This is a genomic window from Streptomyces sp. NPDC015125, from assembly GCF_043080045.1.
Lineage (GTDB): Bacteria > Actinomycetota > Actinomycetes > Streptomycetales > Streptomycetaceae > Streptomyces.
On sequence record NZ_JBIBVF010000008.1, the window covers coordinates 152711 to 170052 of the forward strand.

Annotated in this window: 14 protein-coding genes and 1 pseudogene; 10 read left to right on the forward strand and 5 right to left on the reverse strand. The window is 72.2% G+C overall.

Features of this window, described 5'->3' with window-relative positions; genetic code table 11:
• Positions 1–140 precede the first annotated feature (140 nt).
• Positions 141–1802, forward strand: a complete 1662-nt coding sequence (locus tag ACF088_RS19755; RefSeq protein ID WP_392377055.1) for an MFS transporter — start codon at positions 141–143, stop codon at positions 1800–1802.
• 209 nt (positions 1803–2011) lie between these two features.
• Here the strand turns inward: ACF088_RS19755 and ACF088_RS19760 are convergent, their stop codons facing one another.
• Positions 2012–2635, reverse strand: a complete 624-nt coding sequence (locus ACF088_RS19760) for a disulfide bond formation protein DsbA (protein WP_392377056.1) — start codon at positions 2633–2635, stop codon at positions 2012–2014.
• Positions 2636–2811: 176 nt separating this feature from the next.
• Entirely contained in the window at positions 2812–3243 is a 432-nt protein-coding gene (locus tag ACF088_RS19765) for a MarR family winged helix-turn-helix transcriptional regulator (RefSeq protein WP_392377057.1), read from the reverse strand.
• 88 nt (positions 3244–3331) lie between these two features.
• Between ACF088_RS19765 and ACF088_RS19770 the strand changes: the two genes are divergently transcribed.
• From ACF088_RS19770 to ACF088_RS19805, 8 genes and pseudogenes are all read left to right on the forward strand, one after another.
• Positions 3332–4351, forward strand: coding sequence for an NADP-dependent oxidoreductase (locus ACF088_RS19770; protein WP_392377058.1), 1020 nt, complete (start codon positions 3332–3334; stop codon positions 4349–4351).
• Between the two features lie 233 nt (positions 4352–4584).
• The gene (locus ACF088_RS19775; RefSeq protein ID WP_392377059.1) at positions 4585–5013 is read left to right on the forward strand and encodes an organic hydroperoxide resistance protein; all 429 of its coding nucleotides are present in this window, start codon (positions 4585–4587) and stop codon (positions 5011–5013) included.
• A gap of 208 nt (positions 5014–5221) precedes the next feature.
• Positions 5222–5347, forward strand: a complete 126-nt coding sequence (locus ACF088_RS19780; RefSeq protein ID WP_018088072.1) for a hypothetical protein — start codon at positions 5222–5224, stop codon at positions 5345–5347.
• A gap of 306 nt (positions 5348–5653) precedes the next feature.
• On the forward strand, positions 5654–6655 hold the full coding sequence (locus ACF088_RS19785) for a LacI family DNA-binding transcriptional regulator (RefSeq protein ID WP_392377171.1): 1002 nt from the start codon (positions 5654–5656) through the stop codon (positions 6653–6655).
• 132 nt (positions 6656–6787) lie between these two features.
• The gene (locus ACF088_RS19790; RefSeq protein ID WP_392377060.1) at positions 6788–8377 is read left to right on the forward strand and encodes a sugar ABC transporter ATP-binding protein; all 1590 of its coding nucleotides are present in this window, start codon (positions 6788–6790) and stop codon (positions 8375–8377) included.
• Positions 8378–8504: 127 nt separating this feature from the next.
• Positions 8505–10393 (forward strand): annotated as a pseudogene (locus ACF088_RS19795) (substrate-binding domain-containing protein).
• Between the two features lie 58 nt (positions 10394–10451).
• A complete protein-coding gene (locus ACF088_RS19800; RefSeq protein WP_392377172.1) occupies positions 10452–11378 on the forward strand; it encodes a ribokinase in 927 nt (308 codons plus the stop codon).
• A gap of 268 nt (positions 11379–11646) precedes the next feature.
• The gene (locus ACF088_RS19805; RefSeq protein ID WP_392377061.1) at positions 11647–12927 is read left to right on the forward strand and encodes a sensor histidine kinase; all 1281 of its coding nucleotides are present in this window, start codon (positions 11647–11649) and stop codon (positions 12925–12927) included.
• Between the two features lie 34 nt (positions 12928–12961).
• On the opposite strand, the gene ACF088_RS19810 is transcribed toward ACF088_RS19805, so the two are convergent.
• Together ACF088_RS19810 and ACF088_RS19815 are read right to left on the reverse strand one after the other, a co-directional pair.
• Positions 12962–14419, reverse strand: a complete 1458-nt coding sequence (locus ACF088_RS19810) for a nitrilase-related carbon-nitrogen hydrolase (RefSeq protein ID WP_392377062.1) — start codon at positions 14417–14419, stop codon at positions 12962–12964.
• A gap of 107 nt (positions 14420–14526) precedes the next feature.
• Complete coding sequence (locus ACF088_RS19815; protein WP_392377063.1) at positions 14527–15042, reverse strand: MarR family winged helix-turn-helix transcriptional regulator; 516 nt, start codon at positions 15040–15042, stop codon at positions 14527–14529.
• A 52-nt stretch (positions 15043–15094) separates the two neighbouring features.
• Here ACF088_RS19815 and ACF088_RS19820 point away from each other — a divergent pair, with 52 nt between their 5' ends.
• Complete coding sequence (locus tag ACF088_RS19820) at positions 15095–15745, forward strand: TIGR03086 family metal-binding protein (RefSeq protein ID WP_392377064.1); 651 nt, start codon at positions 15095–15097, stop codon at positions 15743–15745.
• 250 nt (positions 15746–15995) lie between these two features.
• On the opposite strand, the gene ACF088_RS19825 is transcribed toward ACF088_RS19820, so the two are convergent.
• Entirely contained in the window at positions 15996–17288 is a 1293-nt protein-coding gene (locus ACF088_RS19825) for a pyroglutamyl peptidase (RefSeq protein WP_392377065.1), read from the reverse strand.
• Positions 17289–17342: the final 54 nt, after the last annotated feature.

The window sequence follows — 17342 nt, forward strand, 5'->3', positions numbered from 1 at the left end:
GCGCTGCGGGGCGTGAGGGGAGCAACGCGTACTCCACCAGGGCAGTGCACCAGGACTGGTGCACTAGTGTGATGCATCGCTAACTCCCTTGTCGGGGCTATTGTTTGCACCGTAAGCGCAACCTGCTTACCGTGTCACCCATGTCGTTTACTCCGTACACATCCAGGCCGGTGGCCGGCCGCCGGGAGTGGACCGCCCTGGGCGTCCTCCTGCTGCCCTGTCTGCTCGTCTCGATGGACGTCTCGGTGCTCTACTTCGCGGTGCCGTTCCTGACCGCGGAGCTGGAGCCCAGCAGCGTCCAGCAACTGTGGATCCTCGACGTCTACGGGTTCGTCCTGGCCGGCCTGCTGATCACCATGGGCGCGCTGGGCGACCGCATCGGCCGCCGCAAGCTGCTGCTGTCCGGCGCCCTCCTCTTCGGGCTCGCCTCCGGGGCCGCCGCCTACGCGCAGAACACCGAAATGCTCATCGCCGCACGGGCGTTGCTCGGCATCGGCGGTGCGACCCTGATGCCGTCCACCCTTGCGCTGATCCGCAACCTCTTCCACGACGCCAAGCAGCGCGGCAAGGCGGTCGCGATCTGGTCGGCCGCGATAACCGGTGGCATCGCGGTCGGCCCGGTGCTCAGCGGGGTCCTGCTGGAGCACTTCTGGTGGGGTTCGGTGTTCCTGGTCAATGTTCCGGCGATGGTGCTGCTGCTGGCCTGCGGTCCGCTGCTGCTGCCGGAGTCCAAGAACCCGGCGGCCGGGCGCTTCGATCTGCCCGGCGCGCTGCTCTCCCTGCTCGCCATGCTGCCGCTGGTCTACGGCGTCAAGGAGCTCGCCCGCGACGGCCTGGCGGTGCCGCCCGTCCTCGCCCTGGTGGCCGGCCTGGCGGCAGCCGCGGCCTTCGTGTACCGGCAGCGCACCGCCCGCCATCCGATGCTCGACCTGGAGCTGTTCGGGCACCGCGGGTTCAGCGTCTCGGTGCTGATGAACCTGCTGGCGATGTTCGCGATGGTCGGCTGCGCGGTGTTCTTCACCCAGTACCTGCAGTCCGTACGGGGCATGAGCCCCATGGAAGCGGCGCTGTGGAATCTGCTGCCGACCCTCGCGGTGGGCGGGATGGCGCCGGCCGCCACCGCGCTCGCCCAGCGGATGGACCGGGCCTATGTCATCGCCATGGGGTGTGTCATCGCGGCCGGTGGCTTCGTCTGGCTGTCCTGGCTGGAACCGGGCTCGGCCCTGTGGTTCGTCCTGGTGGGTTCGGCGGTCTACGCCTCGGGTCTGGTGATGGTGATGTCGCTCGGCAACGAACTGGCCATCGGCCTCGCGCCGCCCGGGCGGGCGGGCTCCGCCTCGGCCGTGCTGGAGTCCGGCACCGAACTGGGCGGCGCGCTGGGCATGGCGATCCTGGGCAGTGTCGGGAGCGCGGTCTACCGCGCTGACATCGGTGGCGCGCTGCCCCCCGGCCTTCCGGCGGACGCGGCGGGCGCGGCACGGGAGACGCTGGCGGGCGCCGCCGCGGTGGCCGGCGAACTCCCGGGCCGGGCCGGTGAGATGCTGCTGACCGCGGCCCGGGCCGCGTTCGCCGACGGGCTGCAGACTGCGGTGCTGGGTGCCGCGGGCGTGATGGTCTTTGCCGCGGTGCCGGCGCTGACGCTGCTGCGGGGGCTGCGGACCCAGGGTGCCGAGGCGGGCGACGCCACCGATGCCACCGATGCCACCGATGCCGCCGATGTCACCGATGTCACCGATGCCACCGACGCGGTCGGAGCGCGGCGGGGTGCGGTGGCGATGGCCGGCACGGACCCGGCCGGGTAGCGGGGGCCGTGGGAAACCCCTGGACGCCGGGGCCGAGCGGCTCCGCGGCCGCTCCGCCGGCGCCGGACCGACTGACGTCGGCAGGGGGCTGCCCCGCCAAGGATTGCGGGACAGCTCGTACGGCCCGCAGAGAAGCAGGTTGTCGACTCCGGCCCTTGACGCCGCAGTTCGCGAGGAGGGAAACCACCACGTGCTGTCTCCGCGGGCCCTCAGCTGAAGTCGAACTCTCCGGTGCGGGTCCGCTTGAGCTCGAAGAACTTGTCGTATCCGGCGAGGAGGCGGGCGCCTTCGAAGACCCGCACCGCGTCCTCGCCGCGCGGCACGGCCATCAGGACCGGGCCGAAGAACGCGACCCCGTCGAGGTGGATGGTGGGCGTCCCGACGTCCTCCCCGACCGGGTCCATGCCCTCGTGGTGGCTCTTGCGCAGCGCCTCGTCGTATGCGTCGCTGCCGGCGGCGCCGGCCAGCGCGGCGGGCAGCCCGGTCTCGGCCAGCGCCTCCGCGATGACGGCGGCGGTGTCCTCGCGGCCCTCGTTGTGGAAGCGGGTGCCGAGTGCGGTGTACAGATCGCGCAGCACGCCCTCGCCGTGCTCCTGGGCGGCCGCTACGCACACCCGGACGGGGCCCCAACCGACGTCCAGCAGCTCGCGGTACTGCTCCGGAAGGTCCTCGCGCCCCTCGTTGAGCACGGACAGGCTCATCACCCGGAAGCGCAGCTCCAGGTCCCGGTGGCGCTCGACCTCCAGGATCCAGCGGCTGGAGATCCAGGCGAACGGGCAGATGGGGTCGAAGTAGAAGTCGACGGTGGGGCGGGTGGTGCTCGGGTGCGTCATGGAGCCGAGATTAGGACGCCGCGGGACCGGCCGCCCGGGACATTCCTGCGCCGTGATCCTGGGCCAATGCGGCGTCGTGTCCCGCCCCCCTCGGGCGTCGCGTCCCGCCCCCCTCGGGCGCCGTGTCCCCGCCCACTCCCGCGCCGCCTCCCTGCCCCCTTGGTGTCGCGTCCGCCCTACTCGGGCGCCGCGCCCAGCATCCGCTGGAGCAGCTCCTTCAGCAGCGTCCGCTCGGTGGCCGTCAGGCGGCCGAGGGGTTCGCGGGCGAAGTGGAGCGAGGTGCGCAGCGCCTCGGCCGTGCGCGCGCCCTCGTCGGTCGGGGCGGCGAGCTTGACGCGGCGGTCGGACGGGTCGGGGCGGCGCTCGACCAGGCCGCGGGACTCCAGGCGGTCCACGATTCCGGTGATGTTCGACGGCTCGCACTTCAGGCTCTGGGCGATCTTGCGCATCGGCAGCGGCTCGAGGGAGAGCAGCCTGAGCACCCGGGCCTGGGCGCCGGTGAGGGAGTGCTCGGCCGCGGCGTGCTCGTACTCCTCGTAGTAGCGGGCGACGACGGTGCCGATGAGGTCGACGACCTCGACGGTCAGGGGGTCTGCGCGGGGGGTCATACACACGAGGATACCCATTTACTTGACAACGTGAAATATCGAGGAGCATGGTTGTTTCAGTACCTGAAGCTTTTGGAGGATCGCGCTTATGTCCGCACTGCCCACGACCGGCCGCGAATGGCACCTCGTCGCCCGCCCCCACGGCTGGCCCACTCCGGAGGACTTCGCGCTGCGCGAGGCCGCGGTGCCCGAGCTCGGCGAGGGCCAGATCCTCGTCCGCACGCAGCACTTCTCCGTCGACCCGTACATGCGCGGCCGGATGAACGATGTGAAGTCCTACGTCCCGCCCTTCCGGCTCGACCAGCCGATGGACGGTGGCGCGGTCGGCGAGGTCATCGCCTCGCGCGACGCTTCCCTCGCCGTCGGCGACCACGTCCTGCACGGCCTCGGCTGGCGTGAGTACGCGGTGCTGGACGCCAAGCGCGCCGCCAAGGTGGACCCGTCGCTGGCTCCGCTCACCGCCTACCTCGGCGTGCTGGGTATGCCGGGCCTGACCGCGTATGCGGGTCTGCTGGAGGTCGCGTCCTTCAAAAAGGGCGACGCCGTCTTCGTGTCCGGCGCGGCCGGTGCGGTGGGCAGCGAGGTCGGCCAGATCGCCAAGCTCAAGGGCGCCTCCCGGGTCATCGGCTCGGCCGGCTCCGACGACAAGGTCAAGCTCCTGGTCGAGGAGTACGGCTTCGACGCCGCCTTCAACTACAAGAACGGCGATGTCGCGGGGCAGCTCAAGGCGGCCGCGCCGGACGGCATCGACGTCTACTTCGACAACGTCGGCGGCGACCACCTCGAAGCGGCCATCAGCTCCCTCAACGTCCACGGCCGCGCCGCCATCTGCGGCATGATCTCGATGTACAACGCCACGGAGCCGAGCCCCGCCCCGCGCAACCTCGCGATGGTGATCGGCAAGCGGCTGCGCCTGCAGGGCCTGCTGGTCAGCGACCACGCCGCGCTGCAGCCGCAGTTCGTCGAGGAGGTCTCCGCCTGGATCCGTTCCGGCGAGCTCAAGTACAGCGAGACCAAGGTGGCCGGCATCGAGAACGGCGTCGAGGCGTTCCTGGGACTGCTGCGCGGCGAGAACACCGGGAAGATGATCGTGAGCCTCGACAGCTGACGACGACTCGACGACGACCCGAGGGCCGGGGAGAGCCGGGGGAGTGGGCGGGGAGGGGAGGGGAGGGGGAAGCCCGAGGAGCACCCTCCTCGCCACCCCACCCTCCTCGCCATCCCGCCGCCTCGCCATCCCGCCCGCCTCACGCCCCGCCCCCTTGTCCCGCCCGTTAGGCTCGGCGGCACGCCGTCGCGATCCGTGGGCGCGAGTCGCGGCGAACCACAGGAGGATTCGGTATGTCCATCCAGCCCGTCGACGTCGTCTACACCGCCGTCGCCACCGCTGAGAACGGCCGTGACGGCCGCGTCGCCAGCGATGACGGCAAGCTCGACGTGATCGTCAACCCGCCCACGGAGCAGGGCGGCAGCGGCGCCGGCACCAACCCCGAGCAGCTGTTCGCGGCCGGCTACAGCGCCTGCTTCCAGGGCGCGCTCGGCGTCGTCGCCCGCCGGGAGAACGCCGATGTCTCCGGCTCCCGGGTGACCGCCAAGGTCGGCATCGGCAAGACCCCGGACGGCGGCTTCGGCCTCACGGTCGAGATCTCCGCCGCGATCCCGAACGTGGACGCGGCCACCGCCCGCGACCTCGTGGAGAAGGCGCACCAGGTGTGCCCGTACTCCCACGCCACCCGCGGCAACATCGAGGTCACACTGGCCGTCGTCTGACACCCGGCGCCGCCGCGGAAGTGAGGCCAGGGGCCGTATCCCGTGAACGGGGGTGCGGCCCCTGGCGCGTCTGCCGGTTCCCGCCGACGGGGCGTCAACTCACGCTATTCTTGCGGGGCTTCACCACGTTCCTCCCCACAGCTCCGTCGGCGGTCGGTCGGCGGGGGCCCTGGTCTCCGGGGCCTGTCCGGAGGAGCGAGGAGGAGCGATGGACGATCAGGACACGGAGCAGGAGAGCGACCGGTGGGCGCCGTCTGACAGATGGCAGGTGGTCATCGGGGTGCTGGGCCTGCTGGTGGCGATCGTCGCGTGTGTGGGGCAGTTCGCCCGGTAAATGCCGGAGGGGCCCCGTGGGTCCGGACACGGCCGGTGCCCGTCGTCGAGGCGGGACGGCCAACGGGGGAGTGCCCGGGCTCGACAAGTCCCGCACCTCCCGCGCCTTCCTGCGTCTGCCCGCACCCCTCCCGCACCATCCCGCACCGTGATGTGACGCAGCCAACATTCACGCCGTCTTGACGCACGCCCCGTGTAATCGATTTCGTAGCCCCCGCGAATCCCTCACGAAATCGATTACACATCGATCATGCGAAACCGCTCCCCGCACGGGAAGCGCTCGCACGGACAGAACGGCAACGGCGCCATGGCGAACATCAAAGATGTGGCAGAACGGGCAGGGGTCTCCGTCGCCACGGTCTCCCGGGTCCTCAACGGCCACAGCCCGGTCGCGGAGACCCGCGAGCGGGTGCTCGCCGCCGTACGGGAGCTGGGCTACCGCCCCAACAACGTCGCCCGTGCGCTGCGCACCGCACGGACCGGCGCGCTCGGTCTGATCATCAGCGACCTCACCAACCCCTTCTTCACCGAGCTGGCCGACGCCGTCGAGGAGGAGGCCCGCAGCCTCGGCTACAGCCTGGTCATCGGCAACGCCGGCGAGCGCCCCGCACAGCAGGACGACTACATCCGCACCCTGCTCGACCGCCGGATCGACGGCCTGCTGGTCAGCTCGGCCGGCACCGGCTCGGCGATGCTCCGCGAGGTCGTCGCCTCCGGCACCCCGCTGGTCCTGCTCGACCGCACCGTCCCCGGCATCGACGCCCCCTGCGTACGCGCCGACGGCAGCGCCGCGCTCACCGAACTCGCCGCCCACCTCGCCGCCCTCGGCCGCCGCCGGCCGGCGATCATCGTCGCCCCGGCCGGCACCCCCACCGGCGACGAGCGCCTCGCCCTCTTCCGGGCGGCGCTGGCCGGGCACGGCATCGCACTGCCCGACGAGCGGGTCGGCGCCACCCCCGACCTCCAGCACACCGGCGGCCGGCAGGTGATGAGCGCCTTCCTCGACCTCGCCGAGCCGCCGGACGCGGTGCTGGCCACCGACAACCTGATGGCGCTGGGCGCGATGGACGAACTCCGCGCCCGCGGGCTGCGGGTCCCCGATGATGTGGCGCTGGTGGTCTATGACGACGTGCCGTGGTTCACCCACACCGATCCGCCGCTGACCGCCATCGCCCAGCCCACCCGCGGACTGGGGCGCGCCGCCGTCCACACCCTGTTGGAGCGCATCGAGGGGCGGCCCGCCGACTCGGTGCTGCTGCCGGCCCGGCTGGTCACCCGCCGCTCCTGCGGCGAGCTGCCCACCCCCTGAGCAGGCCCGCCCGGCGCCCGGACCGGCACTCCGGTCCCGGCTCCCCCGGCCGGACGGGCCACCCGAGCCGGCCTTCACAGGCCACTCGAGTCAGTCACCACTCAAGTCACCCGAGGAAGAGAGGGGCAGCGCATGACCGGCGTCAAAGACGACGAACCGGGCGGCCGCGAACTGCTGCGCGTGGAGGGGGTGACGAAGTCGTTCCCGGGCGTCCGCGCGCTGGACGGCGTGGACCTGACCCTGCGCACCGGTGAGGTGCATGTCCTGCTCGGCGAGAACGGCGCGGGCAAGAGCACCCTCATCAAGATGCTCTCCGGCGCCCACCGCCCCGACGAGGGCCGCATCCTCGTGGACGGCGACGAGGTCACCATCCGCTCGGCGCAGGACGCCGAACGGCACGGCATCGCCACCATCTACCAGGAGTTCAACCTCGTCCCCGGGCTGACCGTCGCCGAGAACATCTTCCTGGGCCGCCAGCCGCGCACCGCGCTCGGCCTGGTCGACCGCAAGACGATGCGGGCCCGGGCCGCCGAGCTGCTCCGGCGCGTACGGCTCGACGTCTCCCCGAACACCCCGGTCGCCGAACTGGGCATCGCCCGCCTCCAGATGGTCGAGATCGCCAAGGCGCTCAGCCTGGAAGCGCGCGTCCTGATCATGGACGAGCCGACCGCGGTCCTGACCTCCGAGGAGGTGGAGACCCTCTTCGGGATCGTCCGCGAGCTGCGCGACTCCGGCGTCGGCATCATCTTCATCACCCACCACCTGGACGAGATCGGCGCGCTCGGCGACCGGGTCACCGTCCTGCGCGACGGCCGCTCCGTCGAGGAGGTGCCGGCCTCGACGGACGAGGACGAGCTGATCCGCCTCATGGTGGGCCGGGACATCGCCGAGCAGTATCCGCGGCAGCGCCCGGAGGAGCCGGGCGCGCCCCTGCTGCGTGTCCGCGGTCTGACCCGCCACGGCGCCGTCGCCGGGCCGGTCTTCGAGGGCATCGACTTCGAGGTGCGGGCCGGTGAGGTCGTGGGCCTCGCCGGGCTGGTCGGCGCGGGCCGCACCGAGGTGGTCCGGGCGATCTTCGGCGTGGACCGCTATGACGCCGGTACGGTCGAGATCGACGGCACGGAGCTGGCCCGCGGCGATGTCCGCGCCGCCATGCGCGCCGGGCTCGGTCTCGTACCGGAGGACCGCAAGGGCCAGGGCCTGGTCATGGACGCCTCCCTCCAGGACAACCTCACCCTCGCCCGCCTCGACCGCGACACCCGTGGCGGGCTGGTGGACCGGGGCGCGCAACGGCGCGAAGCGGCCACCGTCGCCGGGCAGTTGAAGGTCCGGATGAGCGGGCTGGGGCAGAGCGCCCGCACCCTCTCCGGCGGTAACCAGCAGAAGATCGTCATCGGCAAGTGGCTGCTGGCGGACACCAGGCTGCTGATCCTCGACGAGCCGACGCGCGGTATCGACGTCGGGGCCAAGGTCGAGATCTACCAGCTCATCAACGAACTGACGGCGTCCGGCCGCGCGGTGCTGATGATCTCCAGCGATCTGCCCGAGGTGCTCGGTATGAGCGACCGGGTGCTGGTGATGTCGCAGGGCCGGCTGGCCGGAGAGCTGTCGGCCGAAGAGGCCACCCAGGACGCCGTGATGGAGCTGGCGCTCCAGTCCCCGCACGGTACGAGCACGAAGCACAACGACGAGAGCGCGATGGAGGGCTCCGATGTCCACTGAGGTGAAGAAGGGAGCCGCCGCCGAGGCGGTGGGACGGGCCCCGGACCGGGACGGCGCGGGAGCGTGGTTCTCCCGGGCGGTGCTCAGGAACGGCCCGCTCGGCGGGCTGATCGCCCTGGTCGTGGTGATGGCGGTGCTGTCCAGGGACTTCCTCAACGGCCAGAACCTCCTCAATGTCGGCGTCCAGGCGTCGGTCACCGCGATCCTCGCCTTCGGCGTCACCTTTGTGATCGTCTCGGCCGGGATCGATCTGTCCGTCGGCTCGGTCGCCGGGCTCTCCGCCACCGTCGTCGCCTGGGCGGCCACGAACCAGGGCCTGCCCGTCTGGACGGCGCTGCTGCTCGGCCTGGCGGTCGGCGCGGCGGCCGGTCTGGTCTCCGGCGCACTGGTCGCGTACGGCAAACTGCCCGCCTTCATCGCCACGCTGGCGATGCTCTCGGTCGGCCGCGGTCTGGCCCTGGTCATCTCCGGCGGCACGCCGATCGCCTTCCCCGGCTCGGTCGGCGCGCTCGGTGACACCCTCGGCGGCTGGCTGCCGGTGCCCGTCCTCGTCATGATCGCCATGGGGCTGATCGCCGCGCTGGTCCTGGCCCGTACGTACACCGGCCGGGCGATGTTCGCGATCGGCGGCAACGAGGAGGCGGCCCGGCTCTCCGGCATCCACGTCAAGCGCCGCAAGCTCGTCATCTATGCGCTGTCCGGGCTGTTCGCCGCGGTCGCCGGCATCGTGCTCGCCGCCCGGCTGACCTCCGCCCAGCCGCAGGCCGCCACCGGCTACGAGCTGGACGCGATCGCCGCGGTCGTCATCGGCGGGGCCAGCCTCTCCGGCGGCTCCGGCAAGGCCTCCGGCACCCTCATCGGCGCGCTGATCCTCGCGGTCCTGCGCAACGGCCTCAACCTGCTGAGCGTTTCGGCGTTCTGGCAGCAGGTGGCCACCGGACTGGTCATCGCGCTGGCGGTGCTCCTGGACACGCTGCGCCGCCGGAGCGCGCGATGAACGCCCGCAGGAGCGACCGGCAGACCGCACCACGCGGGACGGCACAAGGGACGGCACGCGGGACGGCACAAGGGACGGCACGCGGGACCGCACGGCGGGCCGCCCGGCTCAGGATGCCGCTGGCGGCCGGGCTGGCCGCGGCCGTCGCCCTGGGGCTGGCCGGCTGCGACCGCGGAGGCAACACCGACCTGGGGCTGGCACTGTCCACGATGAACAACCCGTTCTTCGTCGGCATCAAGAAGGGCGCCCAGGCCGAGGCGGACGCCCGCCAGCTGCACCTCAACATCACCGATGCGCAGAACGACCCCACCCAGCAGATCAACCAGATGGAGACGTTCACCAGCCAGAACGTCAAGGCGGCCATCATCAACCCGGTGGACTCGGACGCCGCCGTCCCGGCCGTCGGCGTCGCCAACCGGGCGAAGGTACCGGTCATCTCCATCGACCGCGGCGTCAACGGCGGCAAGGTCGGCTCGACCATCGCCTCCGACAATGTCGCGGGCGGCCGGCTCGCCGCGAAGACGCTGGCCGCATCGCTCGGCGGCAAGGGCAAGGTGGCCTTCCTGGAGGGCCAGGCCGGTACCTCCGCCGCCCGCGAGCGCGGCCAGGGCTTCGAGGAAGGCATCAAGAAATACCCCGGCATCAAGGTCGTCGCCCGGCAGCCCGCGGACTTCGACCGCACCAAGGGCATGGACGTGATGACCAACATGCTGCAGGCGCACCGCGACATCGGCGGGGTGTTCGCCGCCAATGACGAGATGGCGCTGGGTGCGTCCAAGGCGCTGGGCGGCCGCTCGGGCAAGGACGTGAAGGTGGTGGCGTTCGACGGCACACCGGACGGCGTCAAGGCGGTCCGCCGCGGCACGCTGACCGCCACCGTCGCCCAGCAGCCGGAGCTCCTCGGCAAGCAGGCCGTGGACTGGGCGCTCAAGGCCTCCCGCGGTGAGAAGCTGCCGCAGTCGGTCAGAGTGCCGGTGGTGCTGGTGACGGCGAAGAACGCCGCGAAGTTCGACGGCTGAGAGTGCGGCCCGGCGGGCCGCCGGGCCATGACGGAGGAGAGAAATGGGAGAGCGGCGCATGTATGACGTCCTGGTGGTCGGCTCGGCCAACGCGGATCTGACGGTACGGGTCGAGCGCCGGCCCGGCGCGGGCGAGACCGTGACCGGCACGGATCTGGTCGAGTCGGCCGGCGGCAAGGGCGCCAACCAGGCGGCCGCCGCGGCCCGGATCGGCGGCCGCACCGCGCTGCTGGCACGGGTCGGCGGCGATGCCTACGGTGAACTGCTGCTGGGCGCCCAGCGCGACGCGGGCACCGATGTCACGCCGGTGATCGTGGACGACACGGCCCGCACCGGCACCGCCATGATCCTCGTCGACCCGGACGGCGACAACAGCATCGTGGTCTCGCCCGGCGCCAACGCCGCCCTCACCCCGCAGGACGTGGCGGCGGCGAAGGACACCATCGCCGCCGCCTCGGTGGTCTCCCTCCAGCTGGAGATCCCCATGGAATCCGTACGGGCCGCCGCCACGGCCGCCGAGCAGGCCGGCACCCGCGTCGTCCTCAACCCCTCCCCGGCACCCGAGGCGGCCGCGCTGGCCCCCGAACTCCTCGCGGCGGCCGACCCGTTGGTGGTCAACGAGCACGAGGCACGGCAGCTCTCCGGGCTCGCCGACGGCACGCCGGCCGCCTGGGCGCAGGCGCTGCGCGAGAGGGGCGCCCGCTCCGTGGTGGTCACCCTCGGCGGCGACGGCGCACTGGTCCTGGATGCCTCGGGGGCCACGGACGTCCCGGGCGTACGGGTCAAGGCCGTGGACACCACCGGTGCCGGCGACGCCTTCACGGGCGCCCTCGCCACCCGGCTGGCCCGTGGCGACGCGCTGCCCGAGGCGGCGCGCTTTGCCGTACGGGTCGGCGCCGCGGCCGTCACCAAGGCGGGCGCCCAGCCGTCCTATCCCACCCGGGCCGAGCTGGAGGCGCTGGCGCCCGAGGCGGCGCAGGGCTGAGACCCGGCCCCGGACGGCCGGCCCCGGACAGCCGGCTTCGGGCGGGCCGGCCGAGGCGGGCCAGTCGAGGACGGCCGGCCGCCAGGCGCGGGTGGCCGGACCGGGAGGCGATCCGTTGCTTACTGCCGGTTTATGGGTCCTTTGGGCAGGATGGGTGCTGTGAGGCAACTGTCGTGTGCCTCACGGGATCTGAGGAAGGACCAGCAGTGCGCCCAACCCCCGTCCCGGTATCGGTCACCGTGCCCGCGTCACCGGGCCCTCGGGGCTGATGACCGTGACAATCTCTTCCCCGTCCTCCCCGAGGTCCCCGTCCTCCCCGCCGTCCGCACCGGTGGCCGCACCTCCGCAGCCCGCCGGGCCTCCCCGGCCACACCACCGTCCGGCGCCGTGGTTGCGACCGACCATCCGGATACGGCTCGCCCTGCTGTACGGCGGCATGTTCCTGATGGCGGGGGTCGTGCTGCTCGCGATCATCTACTTTCTGGCGGCCAAGACCCTCAAGGACGGCACCCCGGAGTTCAGGGTGTTCGGCAGCAACGTCAGGCTGGGCAACATCAGCTGCCCCGACCTGCCGTCGGTCGCCTCGCTCGACGAGATCAACTCGGCGATCGGCCGCTGCCTCCGCAACCAGCGCGAACGGGCCCTGCACACCTTCCTGAACAGCTCCGTGCTGGCTCTGCTGGGGCTGACGGTCGTGGCGTTCGCTTTCGGTTATGCGATGGCGGGGCGGGTGCTGTCGCCGTTGGGGCGGATTACGCGGACTGCTCAGCGGGTGGCGGGTTCGGATCTGCACCGGCGGATCGAGCTGGGGGGTCCCGATGACGAGCTGAAGGAGCTTGCGGACACCTTTGACGAGATGCTGGACCGGCTGGACCGGGCGTTCGAGTCGCAGCGGCGGTTCGTGTCGAATGCCTCGCACGAGTTGCGGACGCCGTTGGCGATCAACCGTACGTTGCTGGAGGTCCAGCTGGCGGATCCGGAGGCGTCGCCGGAGCTGGCGCAGCTGGGCAAGACGCTGCTGGCGACCAATGAGCGCAGTGAGCAGCTGGTGGAGGGGCTGTTGTTGCTGGCGCGCAGTGAGAACAAGGTCGTGGACAAGAAGCCGGTGGATCTGTCGGAGGTGGCGTCGCAGGCGGTGGACCAGGCCCGTGGGGAGGCGCAGGCCAAGGGGGTGGAGCTGCGTGGGGTGCGGCAGCAGGTGTTCGTGCAGGGCAACGGGGTGCTGCTGGAGCGGATCGCGCTGAATCTGGTGCAGAACGCGGTGCGCTACAACGTGCCGGAGGAGGGCTGGGTGGAGGTCACCACGGAGCCGCAGCCGGGCTGTGCGGTGCTGGTGGTGTCCAATACCGGGCCGGTGGTCCCCGCCTACGAGGTGGAGAACCTCTTCGAGCCGTTCCGGCGGCTGCGCACCGAGCGCACGGGCAGCGACAAGGGCGTCGGCCTGGGGCTGTCCATCGTGCGCTCGGTCGTCCGCGCGCACGACGGCACCATCACGGCCCGGCCCCGCGAGAACGGCGGCCTGATGATGCGCGTGGTGCTGCCGCTGTAGGCGCGGGGGAGGCGGGCCGTGATCCGGGCGGCCGTCACCGCTCGGCCGGCTCCCGCGGCCCGTACAGCGCGTGGTCCGCGCCGGTCGCCAGTGCCCAGTAGCGGTCACCGTAGGACCAGTGCCACCACTCGGTCGGGTAGTTGACCAGCCCGGCGGCGTGCAGCGCGGAGTTCAGCACCCGCCGGTGGGCGCGGGCGGCGGGCGTCAGATCCGGGGCGCCCGTGTAGCAGGCACCGTTGCTCTCCTCAGGGGAGGCATCGATCGGTGTCCCCATGTCGACTTCTTCGCCCTCCGCGGTGACGAGGGTGAGATCCACCGCGCCGCCGGCGCTGTGCGGTGCGATCTCGGGCGGTGACACATAGCGGCTGGCGGCCCGGTGGATGCGCCCGGCCTCCCAGTCGGGGTACGAGGCACGCAGTTCGTCCGCGTACCCCTCGAAGTAGCGGCGCTGCAGTGCCGGCGGCCGGTAGCCCTCGACGATCTGCAGCCGCAGCCCGTCCGGCAGCGCTTCCTGTGCCGTCAGCAGCCGCTGCAGCACCCCCGCGCGCAGCCAGGCGAAGGCGCCCTGCGCGTCCTGGCAGTTCGCGGCCACCAGCAGCCCGGGCGCCGCGGTCCGCACGTCCAGCAGCGGCTCGCCGCAGTCCTGGACGGGGATCGCGGCCACCGCCGGATCGCCCATCAGCGTGATCCGGTCGCGGACATCGCTCAGCACCAGCTCCGCACCGTCACCCGGCACCGTCACGCTCCACTCGGCGGCCGCCGCCACCCGCTCGCCGGACGGCAGCCAGGCGCCGCTGAGGCCGCACCCCGAGCCGGAGCGCCCGGTCCCCGTGCCGTTGGCGAGCAGCACCTGCAGCCCGTGCTCGCGCGCCAGCTGCCCGTACTGCGCCACCCGCTGCGCCGCGTCGTGGAAGGAGCTGGCGAGGTACACCCGGCAGCCGTCCGCCGCGGCCCGCGCCGGCACCTCGGGGAAGCTGTTGTCGTAGCAGGTGGCGAGCGCGAAACGGATCCCGCCCAGGGTGAAGCGGCCGTCGGCGGTGCCCGGCGCGAAGAGCGCGCGCTCGCCCTCGCCCTCGCCTTCGCCCCCGAACAGCTGGACCTTGTCGTAACGGGTGATCAGCGCACCGTCCGGTCCGAGGACGAACGAGGAGATCGTCGGGCGGACCCCGTCAGTGGCGGCGCGGCCCGTCGCACTCACCGCCGCCGCACTCACCGCCGCCGCGTTCACCGCCGCTGCGTTCACCACCGCCGCGACTCCCGTCGCCCGGCACGCCTCGCGTATGGGTGCCAGCCGGTCATCGTCCTCCGTGACCGTCATCCCCGATGGATCGGCGGCTATCAGGTCCAGGTCGTAGTGCGTCAGCGCGAGTTCGGAGAACACCACCAAACCCGCGCCCCGTGCGGCGGCCTCGGTGAGGAGCGCGGCCATCCGCGCCGCATTGGCCTCGATATCGCCGGGTACCGGAAGGAATTGCGCGGCAGCAATGATCATTCGCTCATGATGCCCGGGTTCCGCCGGTGCCGGGCCCGAAAGAGGAAGCCAGGAAGCCGGAGCCGGAAAGTCCGAAGCTGGAAAGTCGGAAGCTGGAAAGTCGGAAGTCAGGAGGTCGACGAGCCTCGTCCACGCCGTAGTTCCGGCAGGTTCGACAATGCCTGCAGCCCCTTGAGGAAGCCGGCGCGGTCGGCCTCCGGCAGCCGGGCGAGCAGTCGCTCCTCGCCTTGCCGGATCGCGGACTGCACCGTGTCCCGCAGCCGCCGGCCCTCGGGGGTGAGCGACAGCAGCCGCACCCGACGGTCCTTGGGGTCGGGCTGACGGCGGATCAACTCCCGTGCCTCCAGGTCGTCGAGGACGACGATGATGCGGGTCTTGTCCGCCCGGATGGCCTCGGCCAGCGCCGCTTGGGTGCGGATCGGTGTCTCGTCGAGGTGCAGCAGGACCGAGTACGCCCACATCGTCAGACCGTGCGCGTCGAGGACCGGCTGCTCGGCGGCCATGAGTGCGCGCCCCAGGGGCACGACCATCGCCGCCAGATCGGGACGGGCCGGCCGCCCCCTGGATGCGGTGCCGCTGTCGGCTGCGTTCTCGACTGCGTCTTCCGCTGCGCTCTCGGCCATGGCCAAGAAAATACCCGTTGACAAATTATGTGCTCACTCAGATCGTAAGCGCATGCCTATGAATATCGACGGCGAGGATGCGCCCGCGCCGCATGCGGACTTCGCACGGCTCCGGCGCCTCAATGCCAGGGCGGTACGGGACAGCGTGGCCCTGATGCGCCGGACGACGCCCGGCGACCTCCGCAGGCCGACCCCCTGCTCGGCATGGACGCTGGCCGATCTGCTCGCCCATATGACGGCCCAGCACAACGGGTTCGCGGCGGCAGCGCTCGGGCACGGACAGGACCTGTCGCACTGGTCGGTCGGCCCGCTCGACGAGGACCCCGTCGCGCAGTACCGCACCGCGACCGAACAGGCCATCGCCGCCTTCGCGACCGTGGAAAGCCCCGACCGTGCGTTCACCCTCCCGGAATTCAGCCGCGCCCGGACGTTCCCCGCCGCCCGCGCGATCGGCTTCCACCTCATCGACCATGTGGTGCACAGCTGGGATATCGCCCGCACCCTGGGTCTCACGTACACACCCGACGCCGAACTCCTGCAGGCCGCGGAGCCGATCGCCCGCGCCGTCCCGGACGACGACTCCCGGCTGGCCCCGGGCAGCGCCTTTGGGCCGGGGCTGTCCGCGGACCACTGCACGGGTCCACTGGAGACCATCCTGGCGACTCTCGGCCGTGCGCCGGACTGGTGCGCCCCTCTTCGGTGATTGCCACGCCGGCCGAAGCGGCGCCGGTCGGAGCGGGGCCGGTCGGAGCGGGGCCGGTCGGAGCGGGGCCGGTCGGAGCGGGGCGCGCAATGAGGGGATGCGTCTGTCATGGCGCCGTGGCCGCCCCATCCCTTTCAGGACCCAGCGGACACCCCTGGGTGTGCCGTCCCGGCACGTCGGTGACGGGACAGCGCACTCGGGGGGCGGGGCAGGCCGCCTGGCCCCGGAAACGGAACTCTTGTGGGTAGGCCTAGCCCCGGGTGCCCCGCGCCGTCGCCGTCTCCGAGGCCGCCACCGTCAGGATCGCCCGTATCTGCTCGGTGATCGCGACCCGGTGGTGTACGAAGTCCGGGTCGGTGACCTGGCCGTGCGCCGGGTCGGTGTTGCCGGGGCCGAATTCCAGTACCGGGGTGTGCAGATGCCCGCCCGGGAGCGCCGGGCGCACCGCGTCCCTCAGCAGGGTCGCCCGGTAGGCGATCTCGTTGGACAGATAGTCCCCGCCGCCCCCGGCCCGGGCCGTGGATCCCGGAGTCGGGCCGTCCGGCCGGTCGACCGGCTCGGTGCCGCCCGCCGGGATCTCCGTGACCTCGGTGTGGTCGACCACGGGGAAGGGCCCGGTCCCGGCCGCCACGATCCGTGCGTACGGCAGGCTGGTGGTCGTCCACTGCGGCTGCGGCCGCACGGTCGGCACCCCTGCCGGAATCGGCACGATCTCCGTACGGGATTCCCGCGCATTGTCCGGATAGCCGCCCCGCCAGGCCCCGTTGGTCCGCTCGACGTCGAACCGCCCGGGCTGCCCCTGGCTGATCGTCGTGAACAGATCGGCCTGCCGCGGCCCGCTCCGGAAGTGCGGGAGCAGTGTGCGCTCCACCGTGCCGTCCGCGAAGTCGGCCCACCGTACGGGGAAGACCGCGGTCTCGATCCGGGCCGGCTGCCCGGAGGCGGTACGTACCGTCGTCCCGTCCAGCGCGAGCGCGGCCGCCCCCGACGGATTGCTGCGCCGCGCATCGGCGTCCAGCTGGAACGGGTCGAATCCGGTCACCACGATCCGCAGGATGTGTGTGCCCGCGGGCAGTTCGACCGAGTCCTGACCGCGCGATCCCCGCTCCAACGACCCGAGGAGGGCATCGCGACGCGAGTCCGTCAGCTCGAAGTCCGGCTGCCATTGCCGCAGTTGCTTGGCCATCCCCAGCCGCGCCCAGTACAGCGGCCGGTCGTCGTCCCGGCTCAGATCCCCGCCGTCGGGTCCGCGTCCCTGTGCCCGGTCCACGGCCCGCCGCCACAGCGCCCGTCCCTCGTCGGCGACATGGCGCCGGGCTTCGCCGTAGGTGCTCACCCGGGCCAGCCCGCGCCCGAACTCCCGCTCCACCGCGTCGAATCCGCTGCGCCGCAGGATCTCCTGCGGTGCGGTCTGTGTCAGCCGCCCCTCCTCCACCGTGACATCCGCCGGGGCCGCCGCGGTGGCCGGCGTCGCCAGGGACAGCGGGGCGGCGGCAAGCAGCGCGACACCGAGTGCGCCCATCCTGGTACGTATGCGTCTCATGGGGGCGAGTAAAGCGGTGTGCGGCGCGGGGCGGTAGAGGGAGGGGCGGTTACC

What these genes read in the sequence shown, in the direction of transcription:
- ACF088_RS19755 (WP_392377055.1), top strand. Translation starts at nt 141, where the DNA reads ATGTCGTTTACTCCGTACACATCCAGGCCGGTGGCCGGCCGCCGGGAG.
- ACF088_RS19760 (WP_392377056.1), bottom strand. Translation starts at nt 2,635, where the DNA reads ATGACGCACCCGAGCACCACCCGCCCCACCGTCGACTTCTACTTCGAC.
- ACF088_RS19765 (WP_392377057.1), bottom strand. Translation starts at nt 3,243, where the DNA reads ATGACCCCCCGCGCAGACCCCCTGACCGTCGAGGTCGTCGACCTCATC.
- ACF088_RS19770 (WP_392377058.1), top strand. Translation starts at nt 3,332, where the DNA reads ATGTCCGCACTGCCCACGACCGGCCGCGAATGGCACCTCGTCGCCCGC.
- ACF088_RS19775 (WP_392377059.1), top strand. Translation starts at nt 4,585, where the DNA reads ATGTCCATCCAGCCCGTCGACGTCGTCTACACCGCCGTCGCCACCGCT.
- ACF088_RS19780 (WP_018088072.1), top strand. Translation starts at nt 5,222, where the DNA reads ATGGACGATCAGGACACGGAGCAGGAGAGCGACCGGTGGGCGCCGTCT.
- ACF088_RS19785 (WP_392377171.1), top strand. Translation starts at nt 5,654, where the DNA reads ATGGCGAACATCAAAGATGTGGCAGAACGGGCAGGGGTCTCCGTCGCC.
- ACF088_RS19790 (WP_392377060.1), top strand. Translation starts at nt 6,788, where the DNA reads ATGACCGGCGTCAAAGACGACGAACCGGGCGGCCGCGAACTGCTGCGC.
- ACF088_RS19800 (WP_392377172.1), top strand. Translation starts at nt 10,452, where the DNA reads ATGTATGACGTCCTGGTGGTCGGCTCGGCCAACGCGGATCTGACGGTA.
- ACF088_RS19805 (WP_392377061.1), top strand. Translation starts at nt 11,647, where the DNA reads ATGACCGTGACAATCTCTTCCCCGTCCTCCCCGAGGTCCCCGTCCTCC.
- ACF088_RS19810 (WP_392377062.1), bottom strand. Translation starts at nt 14,419, where the DNA reads ATGATCATTGCTGCCGCGCAATTCCTTCCGGTACCCGGCGATATCGAG.
- ACF088_RS19815 (WP_392377063.1), bottom strand. Translation starts at nt 15,042, where the DNA reads ATGGCCGAGAGCGCAGCGGAAGACGCAGTCGAGAACGCAGCCGACAGC.
- ACF088_RS19820 (WP_392377064.1), top strand. Translation starts at nt 15,095, where the DNA reads ATGCCTATGAATATCGACGGCGAGGATGCGCCCGCGCCGCATGCGGAC.
- ACF088_RS19825 (WP_392377065.1), bottom strand. Translation starts at nt 17,288, where the DNA reads ATGAGACGCATACGTACCAGGATGGGCGCACTCGGTGTCGCGCTGCTT.